We start from the raw sequence: 14,629 nt of genomic DNA on the forward strand, positions 1-14,629 counted from the left end.
CCGACACTTGTGCCACAGCAAGCACAAAGGGCACAGCAGGTGACAGTTCGACGATGATCGACAACTGCCTGGTGGTATGACCAGGCCCGGCTGGGGGTACCGCCCAGGAATGCCGCTGACCCGCACCCTCGACGATTCGACAGTTGTGATCACCGGCGCGTCCAGCGGGATCGGCACGGCGACCGCGTACGCGTTGGCCCGCCGGGGTGCCGCCGTCGTGCTGGCCGCCCGCAGCGAGCCGGCCCTGCGACAGGTCGCGCACCGTTGCTGGGAGTTGGGCGGCCGGGCGCTGGTCGTACCGACCGACGTGACCGATCTGGAGTCGGTGCGACGGTTGGCCGATCGGGCGGCGGCCGAGTTCGGCCGGATCGACGCCTGGGTGAACAACGCCGCGGTGAGCGCGGTCGGGCTGTTCGACGAGATCCCGGTGGCCGAGTTCCGCCGCGTGCTGGAGGTCAACCTGCTCGGGACGGTGCACGGCATCAAGGCCGCGCTGCCCCACCTGGAGGCGGCCGGCGGCGGTGTGCTGGTCAACAACGCCTCGGTGCTGGCCGAGGTGGCGATGCCCTACCAGTCGGCGTACAACGCCACCAAGCACGGCATCCGGGGCCTGGCCGACACGGTCCGGCAGGAGCTGCGGGTCACCGGTCGCGGTCAGATCTCGGTCTGCACCGTGCTGCCGGCCACGATCGACACCCCGTTCTTCCGGCACGCGGCCAACCACACCGGCCGCGAGCTGGTTCCACCGCCCCCGATCTACCCGCCGGAGGTGGTCGCCGAGACCATCGTCCGGCTGCTCCGTCGGCCGCGCCGGGAGGCGTACGCCGGTGGTGCGGCCCGGCTGATCGGCCTCCAGTGGCGGCTGGCGCCCGCGCTGGTGGAACGCACCCTCGGCTGGTACGCCCATCGCAGCCAGTTCGGTCCGGGGGCTCGGGTGGACAGCACCGGCAACGTGTTCCACGCCGACGCCGGTGCCCGCCGGGACGGCGGCTGGCAGGGCCGACGGCGTCAGCTGGTGCGGATGACCGCGGCCTTCGGCCTGGCTGCCGCCGGAACGGCTGTCGGCACGATGGCGGCGATCAACCGCCGATCGCGGTCGGCGCGTTGATGACGGCCACCGAGCGTCCGAACGCGCGGGCGGTGACCGGCGCGGCGAACTGTGTCCTGGAGGCCGACGAGTCGTCGGCGGTGGTGCGGTTGACAGGTGTGCTCGACGCCGCCGGAGCCGAGGCGGTACGCCTCGCCCTGCTCACCAGACTGGCCGACCGGCCCGGTCCGGTGGTGGCCGACGTGACGGGGCTTCGGGTGGTCGACCCGACCGGGCGCAGCGTCTTCGCCGAGGTTCGCCGGGAGGTCGCCGACTGGCCGGCAGCGGATCTGCTGTTGTGCGACCCGGCGGTCGCCCGGCCCGACCACACTGACGCCGCGCGGTCGGCCGCCCCGACCACGACCGTCGAGGGTCAGGCCGCGACCACGCTCGCCGGGGACCAGGCCGCCTCGGCCACGGCCGCCAGGAACCAGGCCGCCTCGGCCACGGCCGCCGGGGACCGAGCCGAGCCGACCACTGTCGCCGGGGGCCGGCCCGAGCCCACGACGGTGGCCGGTGTGCCGGCCTGGCCGACGGTGGACGGCGCGCTGGCCGCGGCCGCGGCGACGCCCCTGGCGGCGGTGCTCACCGTCGACCTCGCTCCCACCGTGGGGGCCGCCCGGCAGGCCCGCGAGCTGGTCACCACCGGTTGCCGACGCTGGGGCACGCCGACGTTGATCGACCCGGCGTGCATCGCGATCACCGAGATGGTCAACAACGTGGTGGCGCACGCCCGGACCCCGATGACCGTGCGGCTCGCTCCTGCGGACGACACCCTGCACCTGGCGGTTCGCGACCACTCGCCGCAGCTGCCGACGTTCGCCGGCCTGTCCCCGCCGGACCGGGCCGGCGGCCGGGGTCTGTTGCTGATCGACACGGTGGCGCGTCGCTGGGGCAGCAGCGCGGTGGGGGACGGCAAGGTCGTCTGGTGTGTTCTGCACCCCGACGACGAGGCGGCCCACCTCGACTGACGGGTGTTCCGTGCCCGGGTGCCGGTTTCGCCACCGCACGGCCTGCGGTGCTCCGGTTATGGCGGGAGGGCAGCGGGTAGTGATCAGACATGCGCGACAACGAGTACCCGACCCCCGTGTCCGACACCGAGGCGCAAGGCCTGCCCGACACCGCCGACGACGACTCGACCGCCAACGACGACGTGCTCACCGGGCGCGAGGCCGACGGTCCGGACCCGGCCCAGTTGCCCGGCGACCGCACGCCGGTCGCGGTGGACCGGTTCGGGACGACCGCCGAGGAGCAACTCGACGGTGAGTCGTTGGACTACAAGCTCGGACGGGAGGTCTACGAGCGCCCGGCGGACGACCCGCTCGCGGGGACGATCGACCCGAAGATCGCCTTCGAGGCGGACAACCTGGAGGCCGCGGCGGAGGCACAGCTGGACGCCGACGTGATCGACCCGGGGCCGACCTCGGACCCGAACTCGCCGGTCTCCCTCTACGACCACGGCCAGCTCGGCACGGTGGCCGACGCCACGGTCGGCCGGCTGGTGGAGCCGGACGAGGGGTCGCACACCGACCAGGAGACCGACTCGGTGGCGTACGACGCGGGCTCGGCGGGTGGCGGGGCGACCGCCGAGGAGTTGGCCATCCACGAGACGGAGCCGCCGCGCTCGGTCTGACGCCACCCGTCGAGCACGGCCGTCCGGGACGCTCGTCCCGGTCAGTCGTCCAGGCCCCGTTCGATGGCGTAGCGGGTCAACTCGACCCGGTTGTGCAGTTGCAGCTTGCCCAGGGTGTTCTGCACGTGGTTCTGCACCGTGCGGTGCGACAGCCCGAGCCGCTGCGCGATCTGCTTGTACGACAAACCCTTCGCCACCAGCCGCAGCACCTCCGTCTCCCGGTCGGTGAGCCGGGGCGCGGCAGGCTCCGCGCCGCCGCTCGGGTCGGCCGCCTGACCCGGGCCGGCGGCCAGCCGGCGGTACTCGCCGAGGACCAGTCCGGCGAGGCCGGGGGTGAAGACCGTGTCGCCGGCGGCGGTGCGGCGGACCGCGTCGAGGAATTCGGCGGGCGCCGTCGACTTCACCAGGTAGCCGGTGGCTCCCGCCTTGACGGCGTCCAGCACGCTCTGCTGTTCGCCGCTGGCACTGAGCATCAGCACCCGTACGTCGGGCAGGGCCGCCCGCAGACCCAGGATCACCTCCACGCCAGAGATGTCCGGTAGCTGCAGGTCGAGGACGACCACGTCGGGCCGGGCGGCGGCGGCCACCCGGACGGCCTGTCGTCCCTCGCCGCTGGTCGCCACCACCAGGAAGCCCGCCTCGGTGAGGTCGCGGGCGACGCCCTCGCGCCACATCGGATGGTCGTCGACCACCATCACCCGGGTCGGCGTCACCGCTGCGCCCTCGGCACCGTCAACTCGATCTCGGTACCGGCGTCGGGGCCGGACACGATCCGTACCGTCCCGCCCACGTCGGCCACCCGCCCCTGGATCGACTGGGTCACCCCGAGGCGGCCCTGCGCGGCGGCCTCGGCCAGCCGGCCGGCCGGGATACCCGGGCCCTCGTCCCGGATCGACACGGTCACCGTCGCCCCCTCGTCCTCGATCAACACCCAGGCCCGCCCACCGGCGTGCCGCCCCACGTTGTCCAGGGCCGCGCCGGTCGCGGCGGCCAGCTCACCGGCCACCCGCCGGGGCAGCGGCACCGGAGTGGCCGGCGCGGAGAGCGCCACCGCCGTCGAGGCGTACCGGCTGAGCAGGCTCCGCAGGTCCACCGCCGCGACCTCGACGCCGTCGGCGAGCGCGGCGGCCGGGTCGGCGCCGGCGATCAGCGCCCGCAACGCGGCCTCCTGCTCCCCCGCCAGCCGGGCCAGTTCGCCGGCCTCGCCCGGCAGGTCGGCGCCCCGCCGCTGGACCAGCGCCAGCACCTGGAGCACCGAGTCGTGGATGTCCCGGGCCAGCCTCTCCCGCTCCCGGGTGGCGGCCTCCAGCTCGACAGCGCGTTGCATCCGTTCCTCGGCGTCCACCGCGAGCCGTGCCACGTGCCCCACCACCACCCCGGCGAGCAGCATCAGGATCACCCCGGTGAACGAGGACTGGCTGACCCGCTCCCGGGTGGCCAGGTCCGCGCCGGCCACCAGCAACGCGGCGATCGTGCCCCGCCGACGCCCGCCGGAGACGGCCCAGGCCAGCACCGGGCCGGCCATCCAGGCGACACCCATGGTGGGTACGCCGCCGCCGAGCGCTGCCCGACCGACCACCCACGGGGTGGCCGACACGACGGCCAGTACCACGCCGAGGTCGGCCAGCAGCAGTGGCCAGCGCCGCCAGGCGGGCCGGGCGTACCCGACCGCGGTCACCCCGGTCCACGCCGCCATCAGCAGGATCAGGGCACCGACGGCGTACGGGTGGGCGTACCGGTCGACGTCGCGCACCGCGAGCAGGCAGACGTACGCCAGGGACGCCATCCGGAACACGGTGAGCGCACGCCACAGGGGCACCTCGAATCCACCCGGCGGCGACGGCATGGCGGTCAGGATGCCACAACCGGACCAGCCGCACGGCGAGCAGCGAGTGCGGTTCGGGAAACCCTGACGTACGGTGGAAATGCCGCGAAGTACTCCGAGATCCGCCGCCGGGACGGGCCCATGACCAACGCAGATCCGCACGCACCGCGTACGGTTGTGCCCATCGAACCTGCCCTCCTGATCGCTGACGCCTTTGACCAGGCCCAGGTGACCGAGATTCGACACTCGGTCACCTCCTGCGCGCATGCCCGCGGGCTGACCGGGCAACGGCTGGACGACTTCGTGCTCGCGATCAACGAGTTGATCACCAACGCGGTCCGGCACGGTGGCGGGCGCGGCTGGTTGCGACTCTGGCACGAGGCGGACGCGCTGGTCTGCGAGGTGGCCGACCACGGGCACGGCATCAGCCCGCAGCGGCTGGGCCACCGCAGTCGGCCGGCCCCGGACACCGCCGGTGGCTGGGGTCTGTGGCTGGCCCGCGAGCTGACCGACGCCATGGAGGTGGTCACCGGCACCGCCGGCACCACCGTCCGGGTCACCACGGGTCTGGTCAGCCCCGACCGCACCACGTACTGACCCCCGCGCCGCCGCGCGGCTCAGCCGAAGAGCGCGGAGACGGACTCCCCGTTGTGGATCCGACGCATGGCCTCGGCCAGGGCGGGCGCCACCGACAGGACCTGCAACTCCGGCACCCGCTTGGCGGCCGGAATGGGCACCGTGTTGGTGCAGACGATCTCCAGGACGCCGTCCTGCTCGCTGAGCCGACGCAGGGCGTCGTCGGAGAAGAGGCCGTGCGTGCAGGCGAGCCGGATCGAACGGACCTTCAGGCCCCGCAGATGCTCCATCAACTCGATCACCGTGCTGCCCTTGGCGATCTCGTCGTCCAGCACGATCACGTCCCGGTCGGCCACCTCGCCGATCACCGCACTGATCTTGACCAGGTCGTCGCTGAACCGCTGCTTCGCCCCGGCCGCGACCGGCGTGCCGAGCAGCCGGGCGAAGGCCGCCGCCTCCTTGGCGTTGCCCAGGTCCGGTGAGACCACCACGGTGTTGCTCAGGTCGTAGCGCTGGAAGTGGGTGGCCAACTCGCGCAGCGCGTGCAGGTGATCAACGGGCACGCTGAAGAAACCGTGCACCTGCGGCGAGTGCAGCGTCATCGCGAGCACCCGGTCCGCCCCGGCCGAGGTGAGCAGATCGGCGACCAGCCGGGCGCCGATCGAGATCCGCGGCGCGTCCTTCTTGTCCGACCGGGCGTACGCGTAGTGCGGCAGGACCACGGTGATCCGGCCGGCGGAGGCACCCCGCGCCGCGTCGATCATCAGCAGCAACTCGACCAGGTTCTCCTGCACCGGCGGCACCAGCGGCTGGATCAGGAAGACGTCCCGCTCGCGGCAGTTGGCCTGCAACTGCACTTCCAGGCAGTCGTTCGCGAACCGGGAGACCCGCACCGGATGCAGCGGCACCCCCAGGTGGGCGCAGATCTCGGCAGCCAGGTCGGGATGGGCGGTTCCACTGAAAACGGCGATGTCGCGCACGTTCGCACATCGTAGGCGACGCGGAGCGCGGCGGACGGCAGCGGGCCGAGACCGGACGTGACGCAGCTCGCACCATGCCGTCGGTCCGGGTACGGTGCTGCGGTGACCCCCCAGTACGTCGCCGCCATCGACCAGGGCACCACCTCCTCCCGGTGCATCGTCTTCGACCAGGCCGGGGAGATCGTCGCCGTGGCCCAGCGCGAGCACCGGCAGATCTTCCCCCGGCCCGGCTGGGTGGAGCACGACGCCGAGGAGATCTGGGACAACGTCCAGCAGGTCGTCTCCGAGGCGCTGCGGGCCGCCGGCACCGACGCGACCGGCCTGGCTGCCGTCGGCATCACCAACCAGCGGGAGACCACCGTCGTCTGGGACCGTTCCACCGGTCGACCGGTGGCCAACGCCATCGTCTGGCAGGACACCCGCACCGGGCCGCTGCTGCGCGAGCTGGCCTCGGCGTACGGCGAGGAGCGTTTCCGGACCCGCACCGGCCTGCCGCCGGCCACCTACTTCGCCGGGCCGAAGCTGCGCTGGCTGCTGGACGAGGTCGACGGTCTGCGCGAGCGCGCCGAACGCGGCGAGGTCCTCTTCGGCACCATGGACAGCTGGCTGATCTGGAAGCTGACCGGCGAGCACGTCACCGACGTGACGAACGCCAGCCGGACGATGCTGATGGACCTCGCCACCCTCGACTGGGCACCGGACCTCCTGGACGCGATGGGCGTCCCGGCGGCGATGCTGCCCGAGATCCGCTGCTCCGCCGAGGTGTACGGCCACGCCACCGGCGTGCTCGCCGGTGTGCCGGTGGCCAGCGCGCTCGGCGACCAGCAGGCCGCGCTGTTCGGGCAGACCTGCTTCCAGCCGGGCGAGGCGAAGTGCACCTACGGCACCGGCAGCTTCCTGCTGCTCAACACCGGGGCCAGCCCGGTCCCGTCGACGCACGGCCTCCTCACCACGGTCGCCTACCGGATCAAGGACCAACCACCGGCGTACGCCCTGGAGGGCGCCATCGCGGTCACCGGCTCGCTGGTGCAGTGGCTCCGCGACAACCTCGGGCTGATCTCCACCGCCGCCGAGGTGGAGGACCTGGCCCGCACCGTGGACGACAACGGCGGTTGCTACGTGGTGCCGGCGTTCTCCGGGCTGTTCGCCCCGCACTGGCGCAGCGACGCCCGTGGCGTGATCGCCGGTCTGACCGGCTACATCACCAAGGGGCACCTGGCACGGGCCGTGTTGGAGGCGTCGGCGTGGCAGACCCGCGAGGTGGTCGACGCGATGAACGCCGACTCCGACGTGGCTCTGCGTCGGCTCCGGGTGGACGGCGGGATGACCGCCAACGAGTTGCTCATGCAGTTCCTCGCCGACGTCCTCGACGTGCCGGTGGTCCGCTCCCGGATCACCGAGACCACCTGCCTGGGTGCCGCGTACGCGGCCGGTCTGGCGGTCGGCTTCTGGCCCGACCTGGCCACGCTGCGGGCGCAGTGGCGCTCCGACGCGCAGTGGGAGTCGACGATGACGCCGAAGCTGCGCGAGCAGGAGCTGCGCCAGTGGCGCAAGGCCGTGCAGCGCACCCTCGACTGGGTGGAGTGATCCCGGCCCGGGGGTCACTCCCAGCGGTTGCCGGTGAGCCTCTCGTAGACGTCGACGTAGCGGGCTCGGGTCGCCTCGATGACCTCGTCCGGCACGTCCGGGGCCGGGGGCTGCTTGTCCCAGCCGCTGCCGGTGGCCCAGTCCCGCACGTACTGCTTGTCGTAGGAGAACTGCACCCGGCCCGGCTGGTACGACTCGGCCGGCCAGAACCGCGACGAGTCGGAGGTGAGCAGCTCGTCGGCGAGGACCAGGGTGCCGTCCGGCGCCCAGCCCAGCTCGATCTTGGTGTCGGCGATCAGGATGCCCCGGTCGGCGGCCAACTCGGCACCGCGCCGGTAGATGTCGAGGGTGATCTGCCGCAGTCGCTCGGCGGTGGCCTCGCCCACCTTGGCCACCACGTCGTCGTACGTGATCGGCTCGTCGTGCTCCCCCGCCGGTGCCTTGCTCGACGGCGTGAAGATCGGCTCGGGCAGGATGGACGCCTCGGCGAGCCCGCGCGGCAGACGTACGCCGGAGACCGCGCCGGTCCGCTCGTACTCCCGCAGACCGCCGCCGGTGAGGTAGCCGCGAGCGACGCACTCGACCGGGACCATGTCCAACCGTCGACAGCGGATCGCCCGTCCGGCGAACTCGGCGGGCACGTCGGTGGTCGAGATGACGTGGTTCGGCACCAGGTCGGCGAGCTGCTCGAACCACCAGAGCGACAGCGCGGTGAGCAGGCGACCCTTGTCCGGGATCGGCGTCGGCAGCGGCACGTCGTAGATCGAGATGCGGTCCGAGGCCACCAGGATCAGGTCGTCACCGTCGGCGTAGACGTCCCGGACCTTGCCCGAGTGCAGAAGTTCCACGCGCCCTAGTACACCATGCGGCGTCGGTCAGCCCGATTCCACCACCCGCGCGACGGGGTGACCGGACGGACGTTGACACCTTCGTGCGCTGCCTGCGTGAATGGTCCGACCGCTGCCCTCGCAGGTCCAGGAGACCCCCGTGCCCGTTGTTCGCCCCCCGATCGACCGCCTCGGCGCCGACCCGGGCCGACGCCGACTGCTCACCGCGCTGCTCGGCGCTCCCCTGCTCGCCTCCGGTGGGCTGGCCGGGTGCAGCGACGGCACCACCACCTCGGCCGAGGACGGGCCGGTCGAGCTGTCGGTCTTCTGGTGGGGCAACGCCAAGCGGGCCGAGATCACCGAGAAGGCGCTGCGGCTCTACTCGGAGCGCAATCCCCGGGTCACCTTCCGGGTGACCTGGCAGGGGGTCGACGGCTACTACGACCGTCTGGCCACCCAGGCGGCGGGTGGGAACGTTCCGGACCTGATCCAGATCGACGACGCGATGCTGACCGAGTACGCCCGACGCCAGATCATCCTCGACCTCACCGACCGGGTCGCCGACAACCACCTGGACCTGCGGGGTCTGCCGGAGGGGCTGATCCGCTACGGCACGGTCGAGGGCCGGACGATGGCGGTGGCCGGCGGGCAGACCCACATGGGCGTGGTCTTCAACCGGGACCTGCTGCGGGAGTTGCGGGTGCCGGAGCCACGCGGCGGGATGACCTGGCCCGAGTACTTCTCCTGGGCGGGGCAGGTCACCGACGCCAGTGACGGCCAGGTGGCCGGCACCATGGACGCGTCCGGCGACTACCGGGCGCTGTGGCTCTGGCTGCGGTCGCAGGGCGGTGAGTTCTACCGGGGCAACCAGATCGGTTTCGGCGCGGACGAGCTGATCTCGTGGTTCGAGCTGTGGCAGCGGGCCCGTGCCAGACGGGCCACCCCGGGCGGGGCGCTCGTCGAGCAGGCGGACAGCGGAGAGCCGGGCCGGCAGCCGGTGGTCACCGGGTTGACCGCCGCGTCCTTCGCCTGGTCCCACCAGCTGCCCGAGCTGCAGCGACTCACCGACGCCGAGCTGGGGCTGACCGGCCTGCCGGGGGCACCCGGCGCGCAGTGGGCGCGGGCGTCGATGTACTGGGCCGCCTTCCGCGGCACCCGCCACCCGGACGCCGTCGTCGACGTGATCAATTTCCTGACCACCAACGGCGAGGCCGGCACCGTGCTGGGCCACGAGCGTGGGCTGAACGCCAGCCTCGCCGTACGCAGTTACGCCGAGGGCAGCATCACCGACCCGGCCCAGCGACGGGCCGCCGAGTTCGGTGCCAGCATCGCCGACCTGCTCGGGCCCGCGCCGGCGCCGCCACCGCAGGGGCATGCCAAGGTGCGTACCCTGCTGGTCACCGCCGCCGAGCGCATCCGCGTCAGACGAGACGGCACCCGGGAGGCGACCGCGCGTTTCCTGTCCGGGGCCATCGCGGCCCTCGCGGTATGACGCCCGCCCGCCGGGCTGGGCCCGGCGTCGCCTGAGGCGCCGGTCAGCGGGGCGGACCGCCCCGACGGTTGCGCATGAGACGCAGCACCAGGAACACGACGATCGCGATCACCACCAGGCAGCAGAGCAGCGGGAGGATCCCGAAGCCGCTGCGGCCGCGCCGACGGGCGGCCTCCACCACCAGTTCGCCGGTGCCCGTGGACGCCCAAGCCGCGACGGGCACGAAGACCGCCAGCACGGCCCCACCGAGGACCGCGCTGAGCCGGCCCCACCACCTACCGAATGAAGACATGTGCCCATCCTCGCCGAAGGGCGCAACCTCGGCACGTCGGTCCACGCCGAATCACGGGACCGAGATCGCGGGCAACGTCTCCGCAACGCCGCGGCAACGATGATGATCTTTACACGAATCTCCAGAGGTGATCGGATCTCATCCATGGTCAACTCTGTGAACGGTGCGCGGATCTCTCGCACCCGAAGATCTGCGGCGGCAGCGGTAGGCGTCACCCTCGTCGCCGCTCTCCTCACCCCGACGGCGGCGCACGGCGCCCCACCGCCACCGGCGACACCCGCCGCCACCGGCACCGCGCACCGCGCACCTGTCACGGTCACGCTGATCACCGGCGACCGGGTGACGGTGACCCCGGGCGTCAACGGCGCGACCCCCTCGGTGGACGTCACACGCCCGCCCGGTGCCACCGGCGCGGTGCGGGTCGCCACCGAGGGCGGGGACACCTACGTGTACCCCGACGAGGCGATGCCCTACCTCGCGACCGGCCGACTCGACAAGCAACTCTTCGACGTCACCCAACTGATCGCCCAGGGCTTCGACGACGCCCGGGCCGCCGAACTGCCCCTGATCGTCACCCGCGCCGCGGGCTCGACCACCCGCCGGACCAGCGCCACGCTGCCGGGCGCGCAGACCACGCTGGAGCTTCCCTCGGTCCGCGGCGAGGCGATCCGCACCCGCCGGGCGCAGGCGACCGACTTCTGGTCGGCCCTCACCGACGGTGGACAGTCGACGGCCGACCGCCGCGCCGCCACCTCGGCCCCCTCCTTCACAGCGGGCATCGCGAGGGTGTGGCTCGACGGCAAGGCGAAGGCCGCCCTCGCCGACACCACCGCGCAGGTCGGCGCACCGGCCGCCTGGGCGGCCGGCGGCACCGGCAGCGGGGTACGGGTCGCCGTCCTGGACACCGGCGTGGACACCACCCACCCGGACCTCGTGGACCAGGTGGTGGCGTCCCGCAGCTTCATCCCCGGCCAGGACGTGATCGACCGCAACGGGCACGGCACCCACACCGCCTCCACCGTCGCCGGAACCGGCGCCGCCTCGGACGGCAGGGAACGCGGCGTCGCCCCCGATGCCGACCTGGTGGTGGGCAAGGTCCTCGACGAGAACGGAAGCGGCTCGATCTCGGGGATCATCGCCGGCATGGAGTGGGCGGCGCGGACCGAACGCGCCAAGGTGATCAACATGAGCCTGGGCGTCAGCGCGTGGCACACGCAGGACGACCCGCTGAGCCAGGCCGTGAACCAGCTGACCGCCGAGACGGGCGCGCTCTTCGTCGTCTCCGCCGGCAACAGCGGCCCCGACCCGTACACCCTCGGTGCGCCGGGCACCGCGGACGCCGCGCTCACCATCGGCGCGGTGGACACCTCGGACCACCTGGCCGACTTCTCCAGCGTCGGGCCGCGCGCCAACGACGAGGCACTCAAGCCCGACATGACCGCCCCCGGTGTGGATGTGCTGGCGGCGCGCTCGCAGCACATCCCGTGGGGTGAGGGCTACTACCGGCTGGACAGTGGCACCTCGATGGCCGCGCCGCACGTCGCCGGGGCGGCGGCCCTGCTGGTGCAGAAGCACCCGACCTGGAGCGCGCGGCAGATCAAGGACGCGCTGATGAGCACCAGCGTCCGTACGCCCGACTACACCGCCTACCAGGCCGGAAGTGGTCGACTGAACGTGGCCGCCGCCTACCACCAGGACCAGGTCGTCGCGACCGGCTCGGTGGACGCCGGGCTCGTCCGGTGGGCTCCCGGCAGTTCACCGCAGCCGATCACCCGGAAGATCACCTACACCAACACCACGGCCGCCCCGGTAACCCTGGCTCTCGCCGTGGAGCACGGGGCCTCCTCCGCATCGACGTTCACGGCGGCGGCCGACAGCGTCACGGTGCCGGCTCACGGCACCTCCACCGTCGACGTCGTGGTGGACCCGGAGGGTCTTGCGCCGGGCCGGTACTCCGCCCAGGTCACGGCCCGCTCCCCGACCGGGGAGGTGCACACGGCCGTCGGGGTCGCCGTGGAGTCCAAGAAGTACGACCTCACCATCCACCTGAAGGACCGCGCCGGTCGACCCGTGAGCGGTGAGGTCGAGGTCGTCAACGCCGAGACGGGCCGCACGTTCATGTGGGTTCCGGACGGAAAGCTCACCAGTCGCCTGGCCCCCGGCTCCTACACCGTCGTCGCCACGCCGGACGTGGAGGGCGTGAACGGGCCCAGTTCTCTGGGCCTCGCGATGCTGACCGCCCCCGAGGTCGACCTGACGACCGACCGGGTCGTGGAACTCGACGCCGCCCGGGCCCGTCAGGTGAAGGTGGCGACACCGCAGCCGACCGCCGTCGTCGACACCAGGATCGACGTCTACCGCTCCTTCACCTCCGCCGAGCCGACGCCGACGGACTGGAGCGCCCTGAAGGAGACCTTCTGGCCCGGTGCCACCTACGACAGCCTGTGGGCGCTCCCGACCAAGGGCAAGGTCAAGAAGGGCAGCTTCGTCCTGACCACCCGGATCCGCGCCGCACAGACGCCGCTGGCGATCAGCTACGAGGGCCGCGGCATCGGCGCCCCCCTCGTGCAGCCCGGCTCGTCCGCACTGCCCGACGGCACGTCGCGCCTGGACGCCGTCTTCGCGGGCGTCGGCGCTACTGCCGACTACGCCGGTGTGCCCGCCCGGGGCAGGGCCGTCGTCGTACGCGCCACCGACTCGGTGACCCCCACCGACCAGGCAGCGGCGGCGCACGCCGCCGGTGCGGCGATGCTCCTCGTCGTCAACGACCGGGCCGGTCGCCGGAGCGACTGGTACGGCAACCCGGACGGCGTGACGACCGGGCAGATCCCGGTCGCCTCGGTGACCACGGACCAGGGCGAGGCGTTGATCCAGAAGATCACCGCCGACCGCAGACCGGTACGGCTGGCCGTCGTGGCCCACCCGTCGGCGAAGTACCTGTACGACCTGGTCGACTACCACCGTGGCGGCGTACCCGCGGACCCCTCCGCCAAGACCGCTCCCCGCGACCTCGCCCGGATCGATCTCACCTTCTCCCCTCCCCCGGGGAAGCAGTCCAGCGAGAGCCGGGTGGACTTCCCGCCGTACGAGTACGGGGCGGCACGGTCGTTCCCGTTCCAGCCGGTGGCCCCGGGGCCGCGTACCGACTGGGTGTCCGCGGGCGACGGTGTGAAGTGGATGCAGTACGCCGACGTCACCGACTGGGCACGGTCCAACACGGAGGCGATCGCCTACCGGCCGGGCAGTGTGCAGAAGGACCGCTGGTTCGGCCCCATCACCCGGCCCCGCATGCTCAGCACCGAGATCCCGTTCCGGGGCGAGACCGCCATGAGCGCCTACCTCCAGGGGTTCGGCGATGCGGGGGCCGCGCACAGCGGCGGGGCCAGCATGTCGCAGATCGCCACGTTCTATCAGGGTGATAAGCAACTGACCCGATTCGACGGCTGGCCGGAGATCGGAGCGGGTGATCTGTCGCCGGAGAAAATGCCGTACCGGCTGGTCGTCGAGACCACCGGCAAGCCGGAGTTCAGCCCGTACTCGACCACTACGCACACCGAGTGGCGTTTCCTCTCCGGCGGCGGCACGGAGGTGCAGGCCATCCCGCTGGTGCAACTGGACTACGGGACGGACGTGGACCTCGCGGGCCGCGCGAAGCGCGGCAGCGAGTTCTCGATCACGCCGGTGGTGGTGGGCAGCACCGCAGCCCGCGACGGGGTGTCCTCGCTGCGGCTGGACGTCTCCTACGACGACGGGAAGACCTGGCAGCGGCAGACCCCGAAGGAGAAGGACGGCACCTGGCGGGTGTCGGTGCACGCGCCGCACCGGGCCGAGTTCGTGTCGATCCGGGTGACCGCCGAACAGCGCAACGGTGGCGGCGTCACCCAGACCGTCACGCGGGCCTTCGGCCTTCGGTAGGACGCGCGGGGCCGGTGCCGAGCGGCACCGGCCCCGTCGCGGGTCTGCGCGGCACGCCGACACCGGAAAGCCCGACCCCCACGAGTGGGGATCGGGCTTTCGTCAGTTGTAGCGGGGACAGGATTTGAACCTGCGACCTCTGGGTTATGAGCCCAGCGAGCTACCGAGCTGCTCCACCCCGCGTCGGCCCGTTAAGCCTAACCCATCCGCGTCGGCGATGATCAGCGGGGTCACCGACCGTTGCCGACGCGCCGCCCGGAGCGGTGAAAGCCCGCCTCCGGCGAACCGGAGACGGGCTTTCGTTCGTAGCGGGGACAGGATTTGAACCTGCGACCTCTGGGTTATGAGCCCAGCGAGCTACCGAGCTGCTCCACCCCGCGTCGGCTCGCTAACCGTAGCGCACCACCCCCGGGCC

General features: G+C 72.5%; 12 protein-coding genes and 2 tRNA genes. 7 read left to right on the forward strand and 7 right to left on the reverse strand.

The features are described from left to right. The first annotated feature begins 109 nt into the window (after positions 1 to 109). The 3 genes from O7616_RS00370 to O7616_RS00380 all read left to right on the forward strand — a co-directional run bounded on the left by O7616_RS00370 (position 110) and on the right by O7616_RS00380 (position 2,720). Positions 110 to 1,108, forward strand: a complete 999-nt coding sequence (locus O7616_RS00370; protein WP_282305176.1) for an SDR family oxidoreductase — start codon at positions 110 to 112, stop codon at positions 1,106 to 1,108. Beyond that, the gene (locus O7616_RS00375) at positions 1,108 to 2,058 is read left to right on the forward strand and encodes an ATP-binding protein (protein ID WP_282305177.1); all 951 of its coding nucleotides are present in this window, start codon (positions 1,108 to 1,110) and stop codon (positions 2,056 to 2,058) included. The genes O7616_RS00370 and O7616_RS00375 overlap by 1 nt, the downstream gene beginning before the upstream one ends. Positions 2,059 to 2,147: 89 nt before the next feature. Then, positions 2,148 to 2,720: a DUF5709 domain-containing protein gene (locus O7616_RS00380; protein ID WP_282305178.1), complete on the forward strand. Its 573-nt coding sequence runs from the start codon at positions 2,148 to 2,150 to the stop codon at positions 2,718 to 2,720. A gap of 41 nt (positions 2,721 to 2,761) precedes the next feature. On the opposite strand, the gene O7616_RS00385 is transcribed toward O7616_RS00380, so the two are convergent. Next, positions 2,762 to 3,415 carry a response regulator transcription factor gene (locus tag O7616_RS00385; RefSeq protein ID WP_282307801.1) on the reverse strand — a complete coding sequence of 218 codons (654 nt, stop codon included), beginning with the start codon at positions 3,413 to 3,415 and terminating at the stop codon, positions 2,762 to 2,764. Between the two features lie 14 nt (positions 3,416 to 3,429). Then, a complete protein-coding gene (locus O7616_RS00390; protein ID WP_282305179.1) occupies positions 3,430 to 4,566 on the reverse strand; it encodes a DUF5931 domain-containing protein in 1,137 nt (378 codons plus the stop codon). A 120-nt stretch (positions 4,567 to 4,686) separates the two neighbouring features. Here O7616_RS00390 and O7616_RS00395 point away from each other — a divergent pair, with 120 nt between their 5' ends. Further along, positions 4,687 to 5,142 carry an ATP-binding protein gene (locus O7616_RS00395; RefSeq protein WP_282305180.1) on the forward strand — a complete coding sequence of 152 codons (456 nt, stop codon included), beginning with the start codon at positions 4,687 to 4,689 and terminating at the stop codon, positions 5,140 to 5,142. A 20-nt stretch (positions 5,143 to 5,162) separates the two neighbouring features. Here the strand turns inward: O7616_RS00395 and O7616_RS00400 are convergent, their stop codons facing one another. Continuing rightward, positions 5,163 to 6,101 carry a ribose-phosphate pyrophosphokinase gene (locus O7616_RS00400; protein WP_282256807.1) on the reverse strand — a complete coding sequence of 313 codons (939 nt, stop codon included), beginning with the start codon at positions 6,099 to 6,101 and terminating at the stop codon, positions 5,163 to 5,165. A 102-nt stretch (positions 6,102 to 6,203) separates the two neighbouring features. Here O7616_RS00400 and glpK point away from each other — a divergent pair, with 102 nt between their 5' ends. Then, a complete protein-coding gene (gene glpK, locus O7616_RS00405) occupies positions 6,204 to 7,688 on the forward strand; it encodes a glycerol kinase GlpK (protein ID WP_282305181.1) in 1,485 nt (494 codons plus the stop codon). A gap of 14 nt (positions 7,689 to 7,702) precedes the next feature. On the opposite strand, the gene O7616_RS00410 is transcribed toward glpK, so the two are convergent. Then, entirely contained in the window at positions 7,703 to 8,536 is an 834-nt protein-coding gene (locus O7616_RS00410; protein WP_282256805.1) for a phosphoribosylaminoimidazolesuccinocarboxamide synthase, read from the reverse strand. Positions 8,537 to 8,675: 139 nt separating this feature from the next. Between O7616_RS00410 and O7616_RS00415 the strand changes: the two genes are divergently transcribed. Further along, entirely contained in the window at positions 8,676 to 10,007 is a 1,332-nt protein-coding gene (locus O7616_RS00415; protein ID WP_282305182.1) for an extracellular solute-binding protein, read from the forward strand. 43 nt (positions 10,008 to 10,050) lie between these two features. Here the strand turns inward: O7616_RS00415 and O7616_RS00420 are convergent, their stop codons facing one another. After that, positions 10,051 to 10,299, reverse strand: coding sequence for a hypothetical protein (locus O7616_RS00420; RefSeq protein ID WP_282256803.1), 249 nt, complete (start codon positions 10,297 to 10,299; stop codon positions 10,051 to 10,053). 144 nt (positions 10,300 to 10,443) lie between these two features. Between O7616_RS00420 and O7616_RS00425 the strand changes: the two genes are divergently transcribed. Then, positions 10,444 to 14,214 (forward strand): S8 family serine peptidase, encoded by a 3,771-nt coding sequence (locus O7616_RS00425; protein WP_282305183.1) that lies wholly within the window; start codon positions 10,444 to 10,446, stop codon positions 14,212 to 14,214. Positions 14,215 to 14,323: 109 nt separating this feature from the next. Here the strand turns inward: O7616_RS00425 and O7616_RS00430 are convergent. After that, positions 14,324 to 14,397, reverse strand: a tRNA-Met gene (locus tag O7616_RS00430). Positions 14,398 to 14,520: 123 nt separating this feature from the next. After that, positions 14,521 to 14,594 (reverse strand) — tRNA-Met (locus O7616_RS00435). Between the last annotated feature and the right edge of the window lie 35 nt (positions 14,595 to 14,629).

This window comes from Micromonospora sp. WMMD964, from assembly GCF_029581455.1.
Lineage (GTDB): Bacteria > Actinomycetota > Actinomycetes > Mycobacteriales > Micromonosporaceae > Micromonospora.

What these genes read in the sequence shown, in the direction of transcription:
- O7616_RS00370 (WP_282305176.1), top strand. Translation starts at nt 110, where the DNA reads ATGCCGCTGACCCGCACCCTCGACGATTCGACAGTTGTGATCACCGGC.
- O7616_RS00375 (WP_282305177.1), top strand. Translation starts at nt 1,108, where the DNA reads ATGACGGCCACCGAGCGTCCGAACGCGCGGGCGGTGACCGGCGCGGCG.
- O7616_RS00380 (WP_282305178.1), top strand. Translation starts at nt 2,148, where the DNA reads ATGCGCGACAACGAGTACCCGACCCCCGTGTCCGACACCGAGGCGCAA.
- O7616_RS00385 (WP_282307801.1), bottom strand. Translation starts at nt 3,415, where the DNA reads ATGGTGGTCGACGACCATCCGATGTGGCGCGAGGGCGTCGCCCGCGAC.
- O7616_RS00390 (WP_282305179.1), bottom strand. Translation starts at nt 4,566, where the DNA reads ATGCCGTCGCCGCCGGGTGGATTCGAGGTGCCCCTGTGGCGTGCGCTC.
- O7616_RS00395 (WP_282305180.1), top strand. Translation starts at nt 4,687, where the DNA reads ATGACCAACGCAGATCCGCACGCACCGCGTACGGTTGTGCCCATCGAA.
- O7616_RS00420 (WP_282256803.1), bottom strand. Translation starts at nt 10,299, where the DNA reads ATGTCTTCATTCGGTAGGTGGTGGGGCCGGCTCAGCGCGGTCCTCGGT.
- O7616_RS00425 (WP_282305183.1), top strand. Translation starts at nt 10,444, where the DNA reads ATGGTCAACTCTGTGAACGGTGCGCGGATCTCTCGCACCCGAAGATCT.